The following is a 20,137-nucleotide window of genomic DNA, read 5'->3' as shown; positions in this document are numbered from 1 at the left end:
GCGCATCTCAGGGTTTGCCATGTCTTTGCGTTCCGCCCGCGTCAGGCTACTTGTCACCTCTACGGCTCTCGCCACCGCCGCCGGTACGCCTTACGCCACCGCGCAGGGCGCCGTGCAGCTCAACGAAATCTCCGTGGAGGCCACCCGTCCCGCCTCCGCTCCCACGGCCGGGCCCGGCTTCGGGGGTGCCAATGTCAGCGGCGGCAACGGCAACAGCGCGGCCACCAGCGGCGGTGGCGGCGGCCCGTCCGGGGTTACCGGCTACGTCGCACGCGTGAGCCCGACCGCGACCAAGACCAACACACTGCTCATCGAGACCCCGCAATCGGTCTCCGTGGTCACCCGCGAGCAGCTCAACGACCGCAACGTCCAGAGCCTCAACGAGGCCCTCGCCTACACGCCGGGCGTGTCGAGCAACGTGTTCGGTTTCGACCCGCGCGCGGATTCATTCTACATCCGGGGCTTCGCCGAGACCTACGACGGTATCTTTCGCGACGGCCTACGCCAGACAGGCGTCGGCTTTGCTGTCCCCCGTATCGAGCCCTACGGCGCCGAGGCGCTCACCATCTTGCGTGGGCCAGCCTCCGGCCTCTACGGCCTCGGCTCTCCCGGCGGCATCGTCGATGTGACCAGCAAGCGCCCGGTCTTCGCCCAATTCGGCGAGGTCTGGTTCCAGGGGGGCAGCTTCGACCGTTACCAGGGCAATTTCGACATCGGTGGCCCCGTCGAAGGCTCCGATGGAACGATGGCCTATCGGCTCACCGGCGTCGCACGCCAGTCCGACACGTTCCTGCCCGGACCTGGCGTCCGGGACGACCGGTTTACCATCGCCCCCGCCTTTACGTGGCGGCCCTCGGCCGACACGACCTTCACGCTGCTCACGGAATTCCAGGAATCGAACGTTCCGGGCAATGCCACCTTCTATAACTTCCCGGGCTTCCGCGTATCGCGGATCTACTCGGGCGACGGCGCGCTCAACACCTACCGGACCGATCAGCACCGGATCGGCTATGCCTTCGAGCACGTGTTCTCGCCGGACCTGATCCTGCGGCAGAACTTCCGCTATTCCGGCGTCGACGCCAACTTCTCGTACACGCAGGTCGACGCGGTGACGGGCCTCAGCGCGCAGCGGTCCACCGGTCTATTCAAGCAGTCGCTGGCCTCCTTCGCAGTCGACACGCAGCTCGAGGGCCACCTCCAGACCGGACCGATCGCCCACACGCTGCTGAGCGGCATCGACTACTACCACTACGATTTCTCCAGCATCGCCGGTTTCGGCGTGGCGCCCGACCTCAACCTGCTCACCCTGAACTACGGCCGCCAACCGATCACCCGGCCGACCATCGACCGCTCGTCGCGTCAGGCCCAGGATCAGGTTGGCGTCTATGTCCAGGAGCAGGCGAAGTGGGGGAGATTCGTCCTGACGCTGACCGGACGGCAGGATTGGGTCGCCTCTGACACGGCGAGCGTCACGCGGGGCATCGTTGCCGGACCGCAGAGCCAGAACGACAGCGCCTTCACGTACCGCGCCGGCCTGAACTACGAACTCGCGCCCGGCCTCGTCCCTTACGCCAGCTACGCCACGACCTTTACCCCTCAGGTCGGCGTCAACGTGGTTACGGGTCGCCCCTACAGGCCCGCCACCGGTGATCAGATCGAAGCGGGCGTGAAGTACCTGATCCCGGGCACGAACATCAGCGCGGCCATCGCGGGCTTCGATATCAACCAGACCAGCATCCTGCGCCAGGATCCCACGAATTTCGCCAACCAAGTGGCGACTGGTGAGGTTAACTCGCGCGGCTTCGAGATGGAGGCGACGGCGAACTTCGCGCCGGGCACCAACCTGACCGTCGCCTACACCCATCTCGACTTCCGCTTCGTCAAACAGACCTCGGCCGTCACCGGCGCGCCGATCGACGGGAACCGTCTCTCGGGCATTCCGGGCGATACCTTCGCGTCCTTCCTGACCTACCTGTTCCCTCCGTCTTCCGCCCTGCGCGGATTGACGATCGGCGGCGGCATCCGGTTCAACGCCAACAGCTTCGCCGACGATGAGAATACGGTTCGCAACCCGACCGTGACACTGTTCGATGCGCTGGTCGCCTACGATTTTGCGGCCCTCGATCCGAAGTACAAAGGCTTCCGAGCGCAGATCAACGCGTTCAACATCTTCGACCGCGATTACTACAATTGTCAGGCCGGCTACTGCTACCGCGGCGCCCCGGCCACGGTGATCGGCAGCCTGATCTACCGCTGGTAGGCGCATCGCGAAGGCAGGGGAGCATGGCAGGTCCCCGCCCTCGGGACTGGAGATCGGCGGCGAATCCATTCTAAGGCCGGCGCCTCGTCCTCCGACTCGGGCCGCCTATGCTCTCGACCCTGCTGGTCGTGCTGCCGATCTTCGCGCTGATCTTTTCCGGCTGGCTGGCCCGGCGGATCGGCGTGCTCGGTGCTGCCGCGACCACCGAACTCAACTGCTTCGTGGTGTTCCTGGCCCTGCCGGCGCTGCTGTTCGACGTGACCGCGCATGCCCATTGGAGCGCGATCTGGAAGCCCGGCTTCATCGCCGCCTTCGGGCTGAGCAGCCTGGCGGTGTTCACCCTCACGGTGCTGGTCCGGCGAGGGGAGGGTCACCCGCTCTCCGACGCCGCCGTGGACGGGCTCAATGCCGGTTATCCCAATACCGGCTTCATGGGCTTCCCCCTGGCGCTGGTGGCGTTCGGCCCGGAGGCGCTGGCGCCCACCACCGTGGCGGCGATCCTCACGGTCTGCGGCGTGTTCGCGGTGGCGATCGTGCTGATCGAGACCGGCCTCCGGCGGGAGGCGCGCGGGGCCGGGCAGGGCGGTTCGAACGTCCCGGTCTGGCGCGCGGTCGGCCGGTCGCTGATCCGCAACCCGTTGCTGATCGCGCCGGCGCTCGGCGCCCTGATCCCGAGTGCCGGCCTCACGCTACCGGCATCGGCCGAGACATTTCTAAAACTCCTCGGCGGGGCCGCCTCCCCGTGCGCCCTGGTGGCGCTCGGCCTGTTCCTGGCCCAGAAGCGCCGGCCCGGCAGCGCCCAGCCCCGGGCGGCTTCCCTGCTGGTCGGCCTGAAGCTCGTCGGACAGCCGCTGCTCGCCTACGGGCTCGGCCGCTATCTGTTCGATCTGCCGCCGCTGCTCCTGCACGTGGCGGTGCTGATGGCCGCCCTGCCCACCGGGACCGGCCCGTTCATGCTGGCGGAGTTCTACCGCCGGGAGGCCGACCTGACCTCCACGGTGGTGCTGGTCTCGACGATCCTGTCAATCGTCACGGTCTCGGGCTATCTGGCCACACTCTGAAACGTCGCGACCACGCTCTCGCCGCAGAGAAATCGTAACGCTTGACCCATAGGCTCATGGCGCGACCTTGCCGGTCCGCGCTAAACACAGGCGAACACGACGGGGCGGGCGGCGACGTGATGGTGGGTTCGGGAGTATCGGTTGCGGGCCGGATCGGCCGCCTCGCCTGCGTGGCCGGCCTGGCGCTGAACCTGTCGGCCTGCTTCCGCCCGCTCTACGGGCCGACCGCCTCCGGCGAGACCGTGCAGGCGCTGCTGGCCTCCGTGCAGGTCGACGATGTCGGGATGGCCCAGGGCCAGGAGCGGCTCGGGCATTACCTGCGCAGCGAACTGATCTTCGAGCTCGACGGCTCCGGCCAGCCGGCGAGCAAGCGCTACCGACTGAAGCTCTCGGGCTCCGAGATTGTGCAGACCCCGATCGTCTCCTCCACCACCGGCCGCGCCGAGGCCGGCACGCTGGTCGCCAACATCAAGTACAGCCTGGAGGATATGGCCGGCACCAAGGTCTATTCCGAGGGCGTCGCGACCTCGACGGCGACCTACGACCGCTCGGTCCAGCGCTTCGCCAGCCAGCGGGCGGCGCGCGATGCTGAGATCCGTCTCGCCAGCGTCCTGGCGGACCAGATCAAGACGCGCCTGGCCGCCGTGCTCTCGACCAAGCCGTGAGCCGGCTTTGACGGCGGTCAAGGCGGGCGAGATCGAGGGCCTGATCCGGCGCGGGCCCGATCCGCGCATCCCGGTGATCCTGGTCTACGGGCCCGATACCGGCCTGGTCACCGAGCGTGCGCGAAAACTCGCCGAGGACTTCGTCACCGACCCGGGCGATCCCTTCGCGCTGGTGCGGATCGACGGCGACACCCTCGCCTCCGATCCGGGCCGGCTCTGCGACGAGGCCGGCACCATGGGCCTCTTCGGCGGCCGTCGGTCGATCTGGGTGCGGCCGGGCAGCCGCAATTACGCGCCCGCGGTCGAGGCGGTGCTCGCCGCCGAGGTGGCCGATGCCCGCATTGTCGTGGAGGCCGGCGACCTCGCCAAGAACAACCCGATGCGCGTCCTGTGCGAGCGCTCGCCCAAGGCGCTGGCGATTCCCTGCTACGCCGACGACGAGCGCACGCTCTCGGACCTGATCGAGCGCACCTTGCAGGAGCGCGGCCTGCGCATCGATCGCGCCGCCCGTGAGGTCCTGGCCCGCAGCCTCGGCGGCGACCGCCGGGCCAGCCTGATGGAGATCGAGAAGCTCGCGCTCTACGCGGGCGGGGGGGGGCCAGGGGACAAGGTCGTCACCCTCGACCATGTCGAGGCCGTGACCAGCGACGTGGCCGCCAGTGTGCTCAACACCCTGATCGATGCCGCGTTCGACGGCCGCCGAGAGGCGGTGGAGCGCGATTACCGACGCTTCCGGCACGAGGGTCTGGATCCCGGCGCGGTGCTCGGCTCGGCCCTGCGACACGCCCTCACCCTGCTGGCAACCCGTCTCGACAATCCTGACAAGACGCCGTCCCTGATGGTGGCCTCCTGGCGGGGCCTGCATTTCAAGCGCAAGGCCAGCATCGAGGGCCAGCTCGCCACCTGGCCGGCTGGCACGCTTCGGCAGGCGGTCAAGGCCCTCCAGGAGGCGATCCTGGCCTGCCGGCGGGCGGAGCCGGAACTGGCGCACGCCCTGGCCTCCGCGGCGCTGCTGCGGGTGGCGGAGGCGGGCGCCCGGCGGCGGCGTTAGACCATCCAGCAGCTTCGCCTTCGACGAGACTCCCTGCATCGATCCCATCCGCGCCCTCATCCTGAGGTGCGCCCGCGCAGCGGGCGCCTCGAAGGAGCCCTCCAGAAACCGCGCGATCCCTGGAGGCCTCCTTCGAGGCCTTCGCTTCGCTTCGTCGCCTCAGGATGAGGGAAGGGGTGGGATGGACGCCGGAAAGAAGCTTTTCTCAGCTCTCTTCCGACACCTTGAACCGGTTGAGCAGCCCCTCGAGCTCGTCCTGGGTCTCGTAGCGGATGCGGATCTCGCCCGATGTCTCGTCCTTGGGCTTGTAGACCACGTCGACCCCCAGGGCCCGGCGGATCCGCAACTCCAGCTCGCGGACCGGGGCAGGGCGCTCGGCCGAGAGGCGCGGGCGACCGGGGCGGGGAGTGTCGGGGGCAGCGGCCTCGGCGGCTTCGGACGCGGCGACCGCCTCGACCTCGCGCACCGACAGGCCCTCGGCCACGACCCGGCGGGCCAAGGCTTCGGGATCGCGCACCGCCAGCAGCGCGCGGGCATGGCCGGCGGTGAGCTCGCCGGCGGTGACCCGGTCCTGCACGGCGGGCGGCAGGTTGAGCAGCCGCAGGGTGTTGGCGAGGTGGCTGCGGCTCTTGCCCAGGATCTCGGCCAACTCCTTCTGGGTGTAAGCGAAGTCCTGCATCAGGCGCTCGTAGCCGGACGCCTCCTCGATCGGGTTGAGATCCGCCCGCTGGACGTTCTCCAGGATGGCGAATTCCAGGGAGGCGCGGTCGTCGATCTCGACGATCACCACCGGCACCTCATCGAGCCCGGCCTTCTGGGACGCCCGCCAGCGCCGCTCGCCAGCCACGATCTCGAAGGCCCCCGGCACATCGGCCAGCGGTCGCACCACGATCGGCTGGATGATGCCGCGCTGGGTGATCGAGGTCGCGAGTTCCGCCAGTTCCGCCTCGCCGAAGCTGCGGCGGGGGTTGCGCGGGTTCGGGCGCAGGAACTCCACCGGAACCTTGCGCTGCGGCTCGATCTTGCCCTCGGCCTTGGCCGCCTGCCCGACATCGCCGAAATCACCGATCAGCGCCGCGAGCCCGCGCCCGAGACGGGGTCGTGCCCCCTCCTCCGCCATCCTTGTCACCCGTGTCACGCTCCGCACTCGATCCCCGATTTTTTGGGATCACACAATCAGGCCGCTGCCGGCACCCGGCCTTCGCGCTGGATCACCTCGGAGGCGAGGCGCAGATACGCCTGGCTGCCGGCACATTTCAAATCGTAGAGCAAAGCCGGCTTGCCGTGGGACGGCGCCTCGGAGATGCGGACGTTGCGGGGGATCACGGTCTCGTAGACCTTGTCGCCCATGAAACCGCGCACATCCGCCACCACCTGGGCGGAGAGGTTGTTGCGCGGGTCGAACATCGTCAGCACGATGCCCTGGATGGTCAGCTTCGGGTTCAGCGCACCGCGGACCTGCTCGACGGTGCGCAGCAGCTGGCTCAAACCCTCCAGCGCGAAGAACTCGCATTGCAGCGGCACCAGCACCGCGTCGGCGGCCGCCAGCGCGTTGATGGTCAGCAGGTTGAGCGAAGGTGGGCAATCGATCAGCACGTAGCTGATCCGCTCCAGACCCTTGGCCTGCGCGATGTCCTTGAGCACGCCGCGCAGCCGGTGGGCCCGGTCGGGCAGGGTGGCCAGCTCCATCTCCAGGCCCAGCAGATCCATGGTCGAGGGCGCGATCGACAGCCGCGGCACCGCCGTGGGGATCACCGCCTCGGCCAGCGACGCCTCGCCGGTCATGACGTCGTAGGTCGAGACCTGCCGGCGAGCCCGGTCGATGCCGAGCCCCGTGGAGGCGTTGCCCTGCGGGTCGAGGTCGAGCACCAGCACGTCCTCGCCGATCGCCGCCAGCGCGGTGCCGAGGTTGATCGCCGTCGTGGTCTTGCCGACGCCGCCCTTCTGGTTGGCCAGCGCCAGGATCCGCAGGGGATGTCTCACGGACGGTCTTTCGGCAGGGGTCAAGACGGGATCGCTGGACGGATCCACGGACCGGTCGGCGGAATCGCCGAGGATCGCTTCGGTCATCGATGGCTCGGGGCGGCGAGGGCAGTGACGCGCACGATCCGGGCTTCGGAATCAGTCCGGCTCGGCACGAGGTCGTTAACGACTCTCCACTGCGCGGCCGCCTGGGTCAATTCAGCTTGCACGTCCCGGCCCTTCGGAAACAGCCCGGTGGTGCCCGTTTTCAACAGCGGCTCCGTCCAGGCGAGGAGCTGCGTCATGGGCGCGAGGGCGCGTGCGCAGACGATGTCGACGCCCTGGTAGTCGCCGATCACCGCCTCGATCCGGGCGTTGCGCACTCGGGCCGGCGCACCGGTGACGCGGGCGGTCTCGGTGAGAAAGGCGCATTTGCGCGCGTTGCTCTCGATCAGATCCACCTGGATGCCCCGCTCGCGGCCGGCGATAGCGAGGATCAGGCCCGGGATGCCGGCGCCGGACCCGAGATCCAACCAGGTCCCGGCGTCGGGGGCGAGGTCGAGGAGCTGGAGGGCGTCGTCGATATGGCGGCTCCAGACCTCCGCCAGGGTGGCGGGGCCGACGAGGTTCTTGATCGGCTGCCAGCGCCGAAGCTGGGCGACGTAGAGGTCCAGCAGCTCGGCTGTTTCACGTGAAACACCGGAGGCGGCGAGGATTCGGGCGCGGTCCGGATCGCTCATGGGACGCGGCAGCCGGCATCGGGCGCAGCCCGTCGCGCGTGGGCGGCCAGGAGGGTGAGGGCGGCGGGCGTGACGCCCTCGATCCGGGCGGCCTGGCCGAGGGTGCCAGGGCGGACGGTCTCGAGCTTCACCCGCATCTCGTTCGAGAGGCCGCTGATCCCGGCATAATCCAGGCTCGCGGGTAGCCGCACGGCCTCGTCGCGCCGGAAGGCGGCGATGTCGGCATTCTGCCGGTCGAGATAGACCGCGTAGGTCGCGTCGGTCTTGAGGCGGTCGGCAACCCGCGGCGCGGTCTCGGCCAGCTCGGGCCAGATCGCCGCGAGTTGGCCCCAGGTGATCTCGGGATAGGCCAGCAGCTGGAACGCGCTGCGGCGGATGCCGTCGCGGTTCAGGCTGATGCCCTGCAGGGCCGCCTGGTTCGGCGTGAGGCTCAGGGCATCGAGCCGGCTGCGCGCTTCTCGGAGTTCCGCCTGCGAAGCCGAGAAATGATCGGCCCGGTGCCGGCCGACGCAACCCAGCGCGATCCCCCGGGGCGTCAGCCGCTCGTCGGCATTGTCGACCCGCAGGGACAGCCGGTATTCCGAGCGCGAGGTGAACATCCGGTACGGCTCGCTGACCCCGTGGGTCACGAGGTCGTCGATCATCACGCCGAGATAGGATTCGGCCCGGTCGAAGGTCGCCAAGTCGTGGCCGCCGGCGCGGCGGGCGGCGTTGAGCCCGGCGACCAGCCCCTGGCCGGCCGCCTCCTCGTAGCCGGTGGTGCCGTTGATCTGGCCGGCCAGGAACAGGCAGGGCAGGCGCTTCACTTGGAGCCCGGTATCGAGCTCGCGCGGGTCGACGTAATCGTATTCGATGGCGTAGCCCGGCCGTAGGATCGCGGCGCGCTCCAGCCCCGGGATCAGGTGGATGATCTCCCGCTGGACCTCCTCGGGGAGGGCCGTTGAGATACCGTTCGGGTAGATGGTCGGGTCATCCAGCCCCTCGGGCTCCAGAAAAATCTGGTGGCCCTCCCGGTCGCCGAAGCGCACGACCTTGTCCTCGATCGACGGGCAGTAGCGTGGGCCCCGACTGGCGATGCCGCCGGAATACATCGGTGAGCGGTGCAGGTTGGCGCGGATCAGGTCGTGGACCGCCTGGGTGGTCCGGGTGATGCCGCAGCGGATCTGCGGCGTGGTGATCGTGTCCGTCAGCGTCGAGAACGGCACCGGCTCGGCATCGGCCTCCTGCATCTCCAAGCCCGACCAGTCGATGGTCCGGCCGTCGAGACGGGGCGGGGTGCCGGTCTTGAGACGGCCCAGCCGCAGGCCGAGCCGGTCGAGGGTCTGGGCTAGCCCGATCGCCGGCGCCTCGCCGACCCGGCCGGCCGGGATCTGGCGCTCGCCGATATGGATCAGCCCGCGCAGGAAGGTGCCGGTGGTCAGCACCACGGCGGCGCAGGCGATCGCCCGGCCATCGGCCAGCACGAGCCCGGAGAGCCGGCCCTCCGGATCGAGGACGAGATCCTCGCAGGCGCCCGCCACCACGGTGAGACCCGCGGTCTCGGCGATGGCCGCCTGCATGGCGGCGGCGTAGAGCTTTCGGTCGGCCTGGGTGCGGGGACCGCGCACGGCCGGCCCCTTCCGGCGGTTGAGCAATCGGAACTGGATGCCGGCCGCATCTGCGACCCGACCCATCAACCCGTCCAGGGCATCGACCTCGCGCACGAGATGGCCCTTGCCGAGCCCCCCGATGGCGGGGTTGCACGACATGGCGCCGATCGTGGCGGGGTCGTGGGTGACCAGAGCCGTGCGGGCGCCGCAGCGCGCGGCCGCAGCCGCCGCCTCGACGCCGGCATGGCCGCCGCCGACGACCACGACGTCGAACCGGTCGGATGAGGTGGTGAGCATGCGGGTGATTACGCGGGCGTGGCCGGGACGGTCAACGCATCCGGTCGCAGGATTGCTGGATCACCGGGGGAGGGGCCTTTTTTGGATTGGGCCGCCGCTCAGCCGGCGCCTTCGCCCGAGGCCGTGAATACGGTATTCACGGCCTATTTCTCAGTCATCCCATCCAGATGTGCCACCGATCCCGCACACCGCAATCAACCAAATACAGTCCGCAAGATATTACGCGCGCCTTGCGAGTTTTCACGCGCCGTGCGAGCATCCGAATACAAACAAAATCCTGAACGGACAACGGCGTCCGGCAGGCCCCGGGAACGGGACTGTTTCGCAGCGTCGGGGCTGACGCGCGATGAGGAGGGATTGCGATGTCATCTCTGACGATCGGCCTAGGCGCCGCCTGCTGCGCGGCCGGCGCCGCCGCCCATTTCCTCGATCCCACGCAGCGCAAGGAAGGCCTGTTCGGTCTGGCCGCCTTCGCGCTGCTGCTGACCGGGATGTTCCTAACGCGGGCCTAGGCTCCGTCTCAGCCGGTCATGGCCGTGGCAGTGTAGCCGGCCTTGGTGAGCGCGTCCGCGATGACCAGGGCCTGGGCGTCCGTGCGGATCGCGACGCGGCCGGATTCGCGGTCGACCTGGATCTCGGCCGCCGGGTCGATCCGGTTCACCGTGCGCGTCACCGCGGCGGCGCAGCCGTCACAGGTCATGCCGTCCACCTGCATCAGCAGATCGGTGCGCGTCTCGTCCATCCGAGCCTCCGTGAACAGTGTCACCGGGATGTCGGGGCGCGGCGCGGCCGGCGCAAGACGCCTCAGAACTGGGCCGGCATGCGGAACGCGTAATCGACCTTCAGGCCGAACTGGAACTGGTCGGGATTGCCGAACGGGCGGCGCACCAATGGGCTGTCGCCGGACGCGCCCAGGATCCGGGTGTAGCCGGCATAGCCGGTATAGGCCCAGGTCTCGTCCTGGGTGTAGGTCACGGCGCCGAGCACGCCCGCCGCGTAGAAGCTTCCGGGATTGTACGGGGTCACCCGGCCGTTGAGCGCGGCCTCGGCCGGCGACACGCCGAAATACTTCCGGGCGTAGCTGGCATCGCCGATGTTGAAGCGCGGACCGATGGAGAACAGGAACTGGCCCGCCGGCATCAGATAGTCGGCCGCCACCGAGCCGACTGTACCGTGATGCCCGTACACGCCCTGACGGGCCTCCACGCGGGTGCGGATGAACGGGGTCGGGTAGAACTCGGCGAACACGCCCGGCTCGAGAGCGATGCGCGCGTCCCGGAAGCCGTATAGGTGGCGCCGGTCATCGCCGTAATAGCGGCCGGGCACGATGCGGGCGGTCGGCCCGATCCGGAACGACGGGTCGTCGTAGAAGGAGAAGCTGAAGCCGTCATCCGGCGTCGAGAAGCGCCGTGGCTCGCCGGCCTTGCGAATGTCGATCCCGGGATAGCCGACCGCGGTGTAGTCCGACGCACCGGGATAGCGCGGGATCGCCTGAAGCGAGGCGCTGACGGTGACGATCCAGGTGTTCGGATCGACGGCGTTCGGATCGACCTGCGTGAAGACCGGCGCGGAGCGGGAGGATGCCGCCCCGAGATCCGCGGCTGATGTCGGGACAGCAGCCAGCGTGAGAGTCAGGGCGCCGACGGACAAACCAACGCGGCGGAGGACATCGGACATCGGAACGCACTTCAGAACGCAGGCAGTCACAATCGTCATGGCCACGCTTTATGGCGCCTTTTCTTCCCATTCGCATGAGCGCCCGGTGCAACCCTCGTCCGACCCCTTGCAAACCGCCCGGCCGTGGCGATTCCGCAACGTTTCCGCGGGCGCCGACACCACACAGGATGGAATTCGCATGCCCTCGCCTTGCCGGGCGAGCCGCGCGGCGACAAAGATCGCAGAATCGGTCTCCGCCCGCCGAATCAGCGACTGGGACTTCTCCCGACGGTCGGTGCAGGAACCCTGGTAGGTGTTGTCACGATGATCCCGGTCCTCCGCCGATACGCGGGGTTGTTGGCGGCCGGGCTTCTGGCGCTCGTCGTGCTCGGGCCGCTCGCGGTGTTCGCGCCGGCTACGAGCGCCCTGGCACTCGGCGCACTCGCCGCCGTCGCGGCCGGCCTCGCCCAGGTGCGCGCCGCCACCCTGAAGGCCCGTTGCGACAAGCTCTCCGGCGAGGTGGACCTGCTGTCCCGGCGCCTGTTGAAGGCCGAGACCGCGGCCGTGCCGCCGCGGCCGGAGGCCGGCGACGCCGCGCTCCGGGCCGAAGTCGAGGAACTGACCGTGGAGCTCGGGCTGCTCAGCGGCATCGTGCGCGACCTGACCACGGTAGTGAGCACCCAGGATTCCGAGATCGCCAGCCTCAAGGCCCGGCCCGAGCCGCGCCCGGAGCCGGTGCGCGCCCAGGCGGCCCCGGACCCCGAGCGTTTGCCGCTTCCGACCCCGATCCCGCCCGCGGCCCCGATCGAGCCGCGTCTTGCCGCGCAGCCGATCGTCCAGGACACACCGCCCGAGCCGCCCCCGGCGCCGCGGCCGATCCCGCCCCGTCCGGTCCCCCGCGCGCCCGCGCCCTGGGCCGAGAGCGAGGCCGAGATCATCCGGGCCTTCGAGGCGGATGCGCTGGAGATCCACCTGCAGCCGGTGGTGACCCTGCCCCAGCGCAAGGTCACGGCCTACGAGGCCCTGGCCCGCCTGCGGGTCGAGGGCCGGCTCATCGAGCCCGAGGCGTTCCTGCCGGCTCTGGAGCGCTACGGCCGCACCACCGAGCTCGACCGGCGCATGCTGCAGCGGGCCGCCATCGTGGCGCGCCACCTCGCCCGCCGGGGCAGCGAGACCATGCTGACCTACGGCCTGTCGCCGCTCTCGCTGTTCGAGCCGGGCCTCCTGCGGGAGCTGGCCCGCACCGTCACGGAGGATCCCGCCCTGTCCGGGCTGGCGATCGCCCTGCCCCAGGCGAGCTGGCACGGCCTCGATGGCGGGCAGCGGGGCCTGCTCCTGCCCCTGCGCGGCCGGATCGGGTTCAGCCTCGACCGGGCGGACGACCTGCGCTTTGACGTGGCCCAGCTCGCCGGGCTCGGGGTCGGCCAGGTCAAGGTGCCGGCCGAGATGCTGTTGCGGCCGGGCTCTGACCGGCGCAGGCTGTCGGACATCGCCATCGAGGATCTGGCGCCCGCCCTGGCCCGGGCCGGCATCCGCCTGGTCGCCACCGGCGTCACCGACGAGGCGGACGTGCCGGATCTAATCGATCTCGACGTGCCCTACGCCCAGGGCGCGGCCTTCGCGGCTCCGCGGCCGGTGCGCGCCGAGGTCCTTTCCGCGCCGCCGCCCGAGGCGCCCACCCCGCCGCCCCCCGCCGAGCCGGAGCCCGAGCGGCGGCCGTTCCGCTCGGTCCTGCGCAGAGCCGTCTGACCGGCCGTCTGAGCCGCGCGCCTCACCAGTAGATCTGCAAACGCCCCAGGACGGTATCCACGGAGAACGGCGCGGTGCCCAGCGCGTCGGACTGGGCGGCGCCCGGCTGCACGCGGCCGTGGATGACGTTGGCGATCAGGCGCAGGTTCGGCTCGGGGTACCAGCTCAGGCCCAGGCTCACGTCCCGCTCGGTGCCCCCGCGAAAACCCCGGGCGTTCAGCTCGATGGCGCTGTAGCGCGCGGACAGCTCGAACACGCCGATTCCGCCCCGGGAGACCCTTTGGTCATCCCGCGGCTGGACGCCCTTGAAGGTCGCGCAGGTGGTGCCGCCCTGCGGAGCGAGGGCGTAGGCGCGGCCCGCGCCGTTCAGCACCCAGCCGGCCTCGACATAGCCGCCCTGGAAATCGAGGCTGGGCGCGGCCCCGCCCGGGCCGGCGAACCGGTCGATCGCGGCGCGGATATACTCGGCCTGCACCAGGAACGGACCGTTGCGATAGGCGAACTCGGCGCCGATTCGGGACACGCGCGCCACGTCCGGCAGGTCGCCGGTATCGACGAAGGGTCGCGCGAACAACGAGGCTTCCGGCGTGGTGGAGAAGCTGAAATCCCCGTCGCCTCGGGCGCGGCTCTGATAGAGGCCGGCCAGCCCGAAATGCAGGGTCTCGCGCTCCTCCAGGATCGGCGCCACCGTGGCCCGACCAGCGGCCGCCACGCCGTCGCCGGTGATGCCGTTGCTGGCGGCGTTGCCGAACACGCTCGCCACGGCGGTCCAGGCCTGCCCGTGATGCCCGACCGCGAAGCCGAAGCGGCGATCCGGCACGAAGGCGTTGGCCAGGGAGCGCTCGGCGAACAGCGTGTCGTTGTTGCTCTGCAGCCATTCGAGGCTGAAGGGCACCTTCATGTTGCCCAGCGTCAGGATCGTGTCCGGCAGCCCCTTCCAGGCGACGAAGGCGTCGTTGATCGGCAGGATCGGATCGCTGAAATCGTACTGGAAGGCGACCACCCAATCCTTGCCGATGGTGAGCGTCGGCTCGATCCACGAGCGGCGGACCGCCACGGTGTCGGGGAAGGTCGCGGCGAGGCCAGGCCGGCTGAAGCTCGCCGCGCCGGCATCGATATGCAGGCGGCCGCCGATCTGGAGCTTCACCTCCGGCTCGGGAAAGGTCAGCGTCAGACCCTTCGCGTCGTAGCGCAGGCGCTCGCCGGAGGGACCGGCCATGCCCTCGATCGCGTCCTCGGCCGCCCCGGCGGGCGACGCGGCGGCGAGCGACAGGACCAGCAGGGCAGGGGCAGGGCGCATTCCCATCACCCGGCCACAGAGCAGGTCAGGAGCCCCCCGCCAATCACGCAAGGCAGCGAACGCCCGAATCACGCCGGGCGTGGCCTCGCGGCCACGGCCTCGTGACGGACAGCCGACCGCAGGCCGGGCTTCGGATCCCGGGTCAGGGCTTTCCAGTCGCGACCGGCCGCGCAGACGGCAGCCGGGCGGCGGCCAGCAGCCCGATCAGGGCGGCGAGGGCCAGCAGCAGCATCACCCGGGCAAAGCCGTCCTCGCCGAACGCCACGGCGCCGAGGGTGACGCCGATGCTGCCGCCGAGCAGCGTGCAGCTGTTGACGATGCCGGAGCCCTGGCCCGCCTGCGGCCCGGGGATCTCGGCGAGCGCCAGGCGCGGCGCGATCGCGTAGGGCACGGCCAGGCCCGCCCCGAGGCAGAACAGCCCGACACCGAGAAGCGGGAGCGCGCGGGCTCCGAAGGCCCACGCCACAGCCAGGGCCGCCACGGCGACCACCAGCAACGCCGCCCCGATGGTCTGCCGCACCCCGAACCGCGCTGCGAGCCGGGGGGCGAGCAGCGCAAAGGCGAGCAGGCCCGCGCTCATCGGCAGGAGCAGGCCCCCCGCACCGATGGCGCTGAGTCCGAGGCCGTCCGGTCTCTGGGCGTCGAGGTTGAAGAACAGCAGCAGCGGCAGGATGCATGACATCGCCGTGGTGGCGATGATCAGAGCGGGCTTGAAGCCCCGCGTCGTGAACAGGCCGAAATCGACAAGGGGCCCGGTGCAGCGCCGCTCCTGGCGCACGAATAGCGCGAAGGCCAGGAGCGCGAACCCGAGAGGCACGGCCAGCCGGAGGGGCGCCTGGCCGATATGGGCGAGCCCCTGCAAGGCGAAGATCGTGGCAACCATCGCGGCCGCCAGGGAGACGAAGCCGAGTCCATCGAAGCGGTGCGGCCGAACTGTCGGCACCGGTGGTCGGGTCGGTCCTGCGAACCACAGGCCGCAGGCCGCCAGCACGATGGCGGTCCCATCCGCCCAAAAAATCACGCGCCATCCGGCGAGATGGGTGAGGATGCCCCCGATCAGCGGTCCGATGCTGAAGCCGAGCATCAGGGTTCCGGCCCAGGCGCCGATCGCCCCAGCGCGCCGTTCGGGCGGGCTCGCGGTGCTGATCGCCGCCAGGGTGCTGGGGATCGACAGGGCTGCACCGAGGCCCTGGAGCGCGCGGCCGGCGAGCAGAACGTCCGCATCCCGCGCCAGCGCGATCACGGCGGAGGCCAGGGCGAAGAGCAGCAGGCCGGCCACGGAGGCCCGGGCAGCGCCGATCCGGTCGGTGATGGCGCCCCCCAGCATCACGCAGGCGGCGGCTGCCACGAGATAGGCGTTCACCGCCCAGGCCACGTGACCGGCATCCAGTGCGAGATCGCGCCGGATGGTCGGCAGGGCGGTCATGATCGCCGTGCCGTTGATCCCGATGGCCAGCATGCCGAGGCAGCATGACAGGACGACGAGACGCGGGCTCGCCGTCCCGGTCGTCATGTGCCGGACGCCCCGTCCAGCCGCGCCCGGATGAAGCGCCCCGCGCTCGCCAGGGAGCGCCGGCCGGTCGCCACCTCCGGGTAGAACAGGTGCCAGGCGTGGATCATGTGCGGCCAGACTTCCAGCTCCACCGCCACATCTGCGGCTGCGGCCACCCCGGCGAGCCGCAGGGCGTCGTCGAGGAGGGTCTCCGCGGAGCCGACCTGGATGAGCGTCGGCGGCAGGCCGGCGAGATCGGCGTGGATCGGCGAGACCAACGGGTCGCGCGGGTCGGCGCCGTTGAGATAGGCGGTGGCGAGCTCGGCGAGGTAGGCCCGGCTGATCAGCGGATCGACGACGGCCTTGGTGTCCAGGCTCCCGCCCGTGAGCGCGAGGTCGGTCCAGGGCGAGCTGAGCCACAGGCAGCCGGGCATCGGCATCCCCCGCGCCCGCAGCGACAGGGCGGTCGCCACCGCGAGGCTGCCCCCGGCGCTCTCGCCGGCCAGGGCGATGCGCTCGGGCGCGAACCCGGATTCGAGCAGGAACCGGTAGCCGGCCAGCGCATCGCCGATCGCCGCCGGGTACGGGTGCTCCGGGGCGAGCCGGTAGGCGAGGGCGAAGGTGCGCGTGCCCGACTCCCGGCCAGCCTGGGCCACCATGTGGCGATGGCTCGCCAGCGACCCGGAGACGTAGCCGCCCCCATGCAGGAACAGGATCACCCGGTCCCGGTCAGCCGCCGGCGTCGCGGTCCATTCCGCGGGCACGTCCCGGGCTTTGGCCGGCTGGACATGGACATCGTCCGGCAGCGGATAGTTTGCCCCGAGCGCATCCACGCGGGCGCGGCGGGCCGCGAGATCGGCCGGCCTCGGGCTGGCGGCCAGACGGGCGCGGATCCGGTCGATGTCGCGCTCGTCGGGCGAAGGGGTCGGCATCGGCGGGTCTCGGCGCGGCGGAAATACAGTTACCATGGCCGGAGCCACGTGATCGGCCAAGATGAGCGCGATCCCGCTGCTGACGCAACTGGAGGTTTGACGGACTTGAAAAATTGCAGGGCGCTGCCCTGCACCCGCAAAAGGTCGCGGACCTTTTGAAACTTCGGGTTTCGCCGATGCATCCGGACGCGGGGCGAGCCTTAGACCGCCACGTTATCGATCAGGCGGGTGCGGCCGAGGAACCCGGCGACGAGGACCCGGGTGGGTCCGTCCACCCGCTCGACCGGTCCCAAGGTCCGGGCGTCGCAGACCGCGAGGTACTGCACCTGGAAGCCCACCGCCTCCAGGGCGGCGCGTCCTTCGGCGACCGGGCCTGCGACCGGGCTGCCGCCGCGAGCCGCGGCTGCGATCTCGGTCAGCACCGCGTGGAGCCGCGGGGCCACCGCCCGCTCCTCGGGCGAGAGGTAGCGGTTGCGCGACGACAGGGCGAGGCCGTCCGCCTCGCGCACGGTCGGCACGCCCCGGATCTCCACCGGCAGGTCGAGATCGGCCACCGCCTGCTGGATCACCCGGAGCTGCTGGAAATCCTTCTCGCCGAACAGCGCGACATCCGGCTGGACTTGGTTCAGCAGCTTGGTCACCACCGTGGCGACCCCGGAGAAATGGCCGGGCCGGAACGGGCCGCACAGCCCCTCGGTCAACCCGGCGACATCGATCCGGGTGGCAAAGCCCGGCGGGTACATGGTCTCCACGTGGGGCGTCCAGGCGGCGTCGGCGCCAGCCCGGCCGAGCAGGGCGAGGTCGGTCTCAAGGTCCCGGGGGTAGCGCGAATAATCCTCGTTCGGGCCGAATTGGGTCGGGTTGACGAAGATGCTCGCCACCACACGCCGGCCGATCCGCCGCGCCTCGGCCACCAGGGCGAGATGGCCTTCGTGCAGCGCCCCCATGGTCGGCACCAGCACGATGCGCTCGTCCGCCTTCCGCCAGCCGGCCACGCTTCGGCGCAGGCTAGGAAGATCGCTGAAACGCTGGGGGGTCGATTCGGACACGGGTCGGGCTCCGCGGCGGGGCGCCGATCTAGAGCATGATCCGCCGGAGTGGAACCCGGCTGCGCCGGATCAGGGGCAATAGGGCAGGAGCGACCGGCCGAACGGATCGTCGACGCCGGGCGGCGGGGTGAAGCCGTAATAGCTCGGATGCGACAGGCCGTATTCGGAGCCGACATAGCTCGGATCGTCCGGCGCGTTGGTCGGCACCGGCACCCGGCGGGGCGTGCAGCCTACCGGCACCGCCCGGCTGCGAAGGCTGTAGACCGGGCGGCGATCGATCCCGTCGCTGCGCGGGAAGAAGCGCAGGCTGCCGCGGGTGACCGTTTCGTAGCTGCCGCGCACGTCCAGATCCGCCGCGGGAGCCGCGTGCCCGGCGACCAGCAGGGCGAGGCCGAGCGCCGTCCCGATTGCGTGTCGCCCCGTCACCCGCATGCCGCACCCGTCCCCGTTCCGGCGGCAGGGTGGGGGAACAGGGTAAACGGTCGCTTACGCCCGGGGCGATCAGGTCAGCGGCACCACCAAAGCCGCCAGGACGGCCACGAGATCGCCCTCGGTCAGGCGGATCTGCACCCCCCGCCCGCCGCCGTTGATGTGGATCTCGGCCGCCGGATCCGACAGCGAGCCGGCATCGATCGCGGTCGGAAACACCCGCTTCTGCCCGAGCGGGCTGATGCCGCCGACATGGTAGCCGGTCAGGCGTTCGGCATCCGTGGGCTTGAGCATCGCGGCCGCCTTACCGGAAAACGCCGCCGCCACCCGCTTCATCGACACCTCCTTGTCGGAGGCGACCAGCAGGCAGACGGTCTTGCCGTCCACCGCCGCCATCAGGGTCTTGAGCACCCGGCCGGGCGCGACGCCCAGCGCCTCGGCGGCCTGAAGGCCGGTGCGCGGCGCCTCCGGGTCGTACGCGTAGGCGTGCAGGCTGTAGCGCAGGGCGGCTTTGTCGAGGGCCTGGGTGGCGCGGGTGGTCTTGGCAGGCGTCTTGGTAGGGTTCTTGGCCATGGTCGTCTGCAATCAGGCTGCGCCAACTCGTGCGGCGACGAGCCGGCCGATCTCCGCGTAGGCCGCCTCCACCGCTTCCGCCGGAACCTGGGCGCCGGTGATGTACACGCAGGCGAAGACCGGCGCATGGCCCGGCGGCCGCAGGATCGCCACGTCGTTGAACGTGCCGTTGTCGCCGGTGCCGGTCTTGTCGCCGACGGGCCAGTCCGGCGGCAATCCGGCCCGGATGCGCTTCAGCCCGGTCCGGGACGCGACCATCCAGGCCTCCAGCCGCCCGCGCGAAGCGGCCGACAGGACGGACCCGAGCAGCACGCGCCCGAGGGTGTCGCGCATCGCCGCCGGGCTGGTGGTGTCGCGCGGATCACCGGGGAGGGCGGTGTTCAGGGTCGGCTCGTCGCGGTCGAGGCGGGTGACGGGATCGCCGATGCTGCGGAGCCAGCGGGTCAGCGCCTCGGGTCCGCCCAAAGCCGTGAGCAACAGGTTGGCCGCACTGTTGTCGCTCCATTCGAGCGCGGCGGCGCAGAGCTCTGAGAGCGTCATCCGCCCGGTGCCGCCGCCGGCGTCCAGGGTTTTTCGGGTGATCGGCGCGTAGCTCAGAAGGTCGCCTGGTCCGAAGGCAATGACCCGGTCCAGAGAGTCAGTCCCCGCATCGATCCGCGCCAGCACGGCCGCAGCGGCCAGGACCTTGAACGTGCTGCACATCGGGAACAGCTCATCCACGCGATGGCTCAGAAGAACGCCCGCCTGCGTGCCCACCGAGACCCCGAGTCGCCCGCCGAGCCGGCGCTCGATCGCGGTCAGTGCAAGTTCGGTCTCCTGGGCGTGGGCGAGCCCGCTGCGCAGGATCAGCGGCGCGGCGAGGGCGCTCAGGCAGGCGGTGCGGCGGGTCCAGGATAGCATGGCGCGACTCGGTCTTTCGACGGCATCGCGAGCCGATGTGATGACCTAGCTTGGCCATTCGATGGCGGCGATGGAGCGGGGGCGCCGAGATGCTAGAGCGTTTTCGATTTAATCTGGTTCATATCCGGCGGCTGTGAAGAAGTGAGCGCATTCATCGGGCGTGATGGTGTCGATGAGCCGTCCGATGGCTGCCCACAATCCCTCGACAGTGCGCTCGGCGGCCTTGCGCAGCAGCGCCTTGAGCTTCGAGAAGGCCATCTCGATCGGGTTGAAGTCGGGCGAGTAGGGCGGGAGAAACAGCAACTGCGCGCCTGCCGCTTCGATGGCGGCACGTACCGCCGGGCCCTTGTGGCTGCCGAGGTTGTCCATCACGACGATGTCGCCGGGAGCGAGTTCGGGCACGAGCACGCGCTCGACGTAAGTCTGGAAGGC

The 20,137-nt window shown here is 70.4% G+C and carries 20 protein-coding genes; 6 read left to right on the top strand and 14 right to left on the bottom strand.

Annotated features, from left to right (window positions below; genetic code table 11):
* The first annotated feature begins 19 nt into the window (after positions 1–19).
* The 4 genes from BM228_RS26575 to holA all read left to right on the top strand — a co-directional run bounded on the left by BM228_RS26575 (position 20) and on the right by holA (position 5,037).
* Entirely contained in the window at positions 20–2,260 is a 2,241-nt protein-coding gene (locus tag BM228_RS26575) for a TonB-dependent siderophore receptor (protein ID WP_092045304.1), read from the top strand.
* Between the two features lie 107 nt (positions 2,261–2,367).
* Entirely contained in the window at positions 2,368–3,321 is a 954-nt protein-coding gene (locus tag BM228_RS26570) for an AEC family transporter (RefSeq protein WP_092045302.1), read from the top strand.
* A gap of 119 nt (positions 3,322–3,440) precedes the next feature.
* Positions 3,441–3,986 carry an LPS assembly lipoprotein LptE gene (lptE, locus tag BM228_RS26565; RefSeq protein ID WP_092045300.1) on the top strand — a complete coding sequence of 182 codons (546 nt, stop codon included), beginning with the start codon at positions 3,441–3,443 and terminating at the stop codon, positions 3,984–3,986.
* A 7-nt stretch (positions 3,987–3,993) separates the two neighbouring features.
* On the top strand, positions 3,994–5,037 hold the full coding sequence (gene holA, locus BM228_RS26560; protein ID WP_092045298.1) for a DNA polymerase III subunit delta: 1,044 nt from the start codon (positions 3,994–3,996) through the stop codon (positions 5,035–5,037).
* Between the two features lie 205 nt (positions 5,038–5,242).
* Here holA and BM228_RS26555 read toward each other — a convergent pair whose 3' ends face one another.
* From BM228_RS26555 to mnmG, 4 genes are read right to left on the bottom strand one after another with little or no spacing between them, the layout of a single operon-like run.
* Complete coding sequence (locus BM228_RS26555; RefSeq protein ID WP_092045296.1) at positions 5,243–6,157, bottom strand: ParB/RepB/Spo0J family partition protein; 915 nt, start codon at positions 6,155–6,157, stop codon at positions 5,243–5,245.
* Between the two features lie 56 nt (positions 6,158–6,213).
* Positions 6,214–7,107, bottom strand: a complete 894-nt coding sequence (locus tag BM228_RS26550; RefSeq protein ID WP_007563442.1) for a ParA family protein — start codon at positions 7,105–7,107, stop codon at positions 6,214–6,216.
* A complete protein-coding gene (gene rsmG, locus BM228_RS26545; RefSeq protein WP_092045294.1) occupies positions 7,104–7,739 on the bottom strand; it encodes a 16S rRNA (guanine(527)-N(7))-methyltransferase RsmG in 636 nt (211 codons plus the stop codon). The genes BM228_RS26550 and rsmG overlap by 4 nt, the downstream gene beginning before the upstream one ends.
* A complete protein-coding gene (mnmG, locus tag BM228_RS26540) occupies positions 7,736–9,625 on the bottom strand; it encodes a tRNA uridine-5-carboxymethylaminomethyl(34) synthesis enzyme MnmG (protein WP_092045292.1) in 1,890 nt (629 codons plus the stop codon). Before mnmG ends, rsmG begins: the two co-directional genes overlap by 4 nt.
* A 362-nt stretch (positions 9,626–9,987) precedes the next feature.
* Here mnmG and BM228_RS34870 point away from each other — a divergent pair, with 362 nt between their 5' ends.
* Positions 9,988–10,137: a hypothetical protein gene (locus BM228_RS34870; RefSeq protein ID WP_167367837.1), complete on the top strand. Its 150-nt coding sequence runs from the start codon at positions 9,988–9,990 to the stop codon at positions 10,135–10,137.
* An 8-nt stretch (positions 10,138–10,145) separates the two neighbouring features.
* Here BM228_RS34870 and BM228_RS26535 read toward each other — a convergent pair whose 3' ends face one another.
* A complete protein-coding gene (locus BM228_RS26535; protein ID WP_092045290.1) occupies positions 10,146–10,367 on the bottom strand; it encodes a heavy-metal-associated domain-containing protein in 222 nt (73 codons plus the stop codon).
* A gap of 62 nt (positions 10,368–10,429) precedes the next feature.
* Positions 10,430–11,302, bottom strand: coding sequence for a MipA/OmpV family protein (locus BM228_RS26530; protein WP_092045288.1), 873 nt, complete (start codon positions 11,300–11,302; stop codon positions 10,430–10,432).
* Positions 11,303–11,605: 303 nt separating this feature from the next.
* On the opposite strand from BM228_RS26530, the gene BM228_RS26525 reads away from it, so the two are divergent.
* Positions 11,606–13,030, top strand: a complete 1,425-nt coding sequence (locus BM228_RS26525; RefSeq protein WP_092045286.1) for an EAL domain-containing protein — start codon at positions 11,606–11,608, stop codon at positions 13,028–13,030.
* Positions 13,031–13,052: 22 nt separating this feature from the next.
* On the opposite strand, the gene BM228_RS26520 is transcribed toward BM228_RS26525, so the two are convergent.
* From BM228_RS26520 to BM228_RS26485, 8 genes are all read right to left on the bottom strand, one after another.
* Positions 13,053–14,330 carry an OprO/OprP family phosphate-selective porin gene (locus tag BM228_RS26520; RefSeq protein ID WP_244537319.1) on the bottom strand — a complete coding sequence of 426 codons (1,278 nt, stop codon included), beginning with the start codon at positions 14,328–14,330 and terminating at the stop codon, positions 13,053–13,055.
* A 142-nt stretch (positions 14,331–14,472) separates the two neighbouring features.
* On the bottom strand, positions 14,473–15,843 hold the full coding sequence (locus BM228_RS26515; RefSeq protein WP_092045282.1) for an MFS transporter: 1,371 nt from the start codon (positions 15,841–15,843) through the stop codon (positions 14,473–14,475).
* The gene (locus BM228_RS26510) at positions 15,840–16,754 is read right to left on the bottom strand and encodes an alpha/beta hydrolase (RefSeq protein WP_092045280.1); all 915 of its coding nucleotides are present in this window, start codon (positions 16,752–16,754) and stop codon (positions 15,840–15,842) included. Before BM228_RS26510 ends, BM228_RS26515 begins: the two co-directional genes overlap by 4 nt.
* Positions 16,755–16,954: 200 nt before the next feature.
* Positions 16,955–17,803: a pantoate--beta-alanine ligase gene (panC, locus tag BM228_RS26505; RefSeq protein WP_092045278.1), complete on the bottom strand. Its 849-nt coding sequence runs from the start codon at positions 17,801–17,803 to the stop codon at positions 16,955–16,957.
* Positions 17,804–17,872: 69 nt separating this feature from the next.
* Positions 17,873–18,235 (bottom strand): hypothetical protein, encoded by a 363-nt coding sequence (locus tag BM228_RS26500; protein WP_092045276.1) that lies wholly within the window; start codon positions 18,233–18,235, stop codon positions 17,873–17,875.
* 69 nt (positions 18,236–18,304) lie between these two features.
* Positions 18,305–18,805, bottom strand: coding sequence for a YbaK/EbsC family protein (locus BM228_RS26495; RefSeq protein WP_092045376.1), 501 nt, complete (start codon positions 18,803–18,805; stop codon positions 18,305–18,307).
* 12 nt (positions 18,806–18,817) lie between these two features.
* Positions 18,818–19,705, bottom strand: coding sequence for a class A beta-lactamase (bla, locus tag BM228_RS26490; RefSeq protein ID WP_092045275.1), 888 nt, complete (start codon positions 19,703–19,705; stop codon positions 18,818–18,820).
* A gap of 108 nt (positions 19,706–19,813) precedes the next feature.
* Positions 19,814–20,137: transposase (locus BM228_RS26485; RefSeq protein ID WP_139234215.1), on the bottom strand; the 324-nt coding region annotated here is incomplete at its 5' end.

Source organism: Methylobacterium pseudosasicola (assembly GCF_900114535.1).
Classification (GTDB): domain Bacteria; phylum Pseudomonadota; class Alphaproteobacteria; order Rhizobiales; family Beijerinckiaceae; genus Methylobacterium; species Methylobacterium pseudosasicola.
The sequence above is the reverse complement of the archived record's forward strand: the minus strand, read 5'-3'. Positions and strand labels throughout refer to the sequence as shown.

Excerpts from the sequence above, each read along its gene's own strand:
- BM228_RS26495 (WP_092045376.1), bottom strand. The coding sequence starts at position 18,805 with ATGGCCAAGAACCCTACCAAGACGCCTGCCAAGACCACCCGCGCCACC.
- rsmG (WP_092045294.1), bottom strand. The coding sequence starts at position 7,739 with ATGAGCGATCCGGACCGCGCCCGAATCCTCGCCGCCTCCGGTGTTTCA.
- mnmG (WP_092045292.1), bottom strand. The coding sequence starts at position 9,625 with ATGCTCACCACCTCATCCGACCGGTTCGACGTCGTGGTCGTCGGCGGC.
- BM228_RS34870 (WP_167367837.1), top strand. The coding sequence starts at position 9,988 with ATGTCATCTCTGACGATCGGCCTAGGCGCCGCCTGCTGCGCGGCCGGC.
- BM228_RS26570 (WP_092045302.1), top strand. The coding sequence starts at position 2,368 with ATGCTCTCGACCCTGCTGGTCGTGCTGCCGATCTTCGCGCTGATCTTT.
- lptE (WP_092045300.1), top strand. The coding sequence starts at position 3,441 with ATGGTGGGTTCGGGAGTATCGGTTGCGGGCCGGATCGGCCGCCTCGCC.
- BM228_RS26530 (WP_092045288.1), bottom strand. The coding sequence starts at position 11,302 with ATGTCCGATGTCCTCCGCCGCGTTGGTTTGTCCGTCGGCGCCCTGACT.
- BM228_RS26555 (WP_092045296.1), bottom strand. The coding sequence starts at position 6,157 with ATGGCGGAGGAGGGGGCACGACCCCGTCTCGGGCGCGGGCTCGCGGCG.
- bla (WP_092045275.1), bottom strand. The coding sequence starts at position 19,705 with ATGCTATCCTGGACCCGCCGCACCGCCTGCCTGAGCGCCCTCGCCGCG.
- BM228_RS26520 (WP_244537319.1), bottom strand. The coding sequence starts at position 14,330 with ATGCGCCCTGCCCCTGCCCTGCTGGTCCTGTCGCTCGCCGCCGCGTCG.
- BM228_RS26550 (WP_007563442.1), bottom strand. The coding sequence starts at position 7,107 with ATGACCGAAGCGATCCTCGGCGATTCCGCCGACCGGTCCGTGGATCCG.
- BM228_RS26500 (WP_092045276.1), bottom strand. The coding sequence starts at position 18,235 with ATGCGGGTGACGGGGCGACACGCAATCGGGACGGCGCTCGGCCTCGCC.
- BM228_RS26515 (WP_092045282.1), bottom strand. The coding sequence starts at position 15,843 with ATGACGACCGGGACGGCGAGCCCGCGTCTCGTCGTCCTGTCATGCTGC.
- BM228_RS26510 (WP_092045280.1), bottom strand. The coding sequence starts at position 16,754 with ATGCCGACCCCTTCGCCCGACGAGCGCGACATCGACCGGATCCGCGCC.
- BM228_RS26535 (WP_092045290.1), bottom strand. The coding sequence starts at position 10,367 with ATGGACGAGACGCGCACCGATCTGCTGATGCAGGTGGACGGCATGACC.
- BM228_RS26525 (WP_092045286.1), top strand. The coding sequence starts at position 11,606 with ATGATCCCGGTCCTCCGCCGATACGCGGGGTTGTTGGCGGCCGGGCTT.
- BM228_RS26575 (WP_092045304.1), top strand. The coding sequence starts at position 20 with ATGTCTTTGCGTTCCGCCCGCGTCAGGCTACTTGTCACCTCTACGGCT.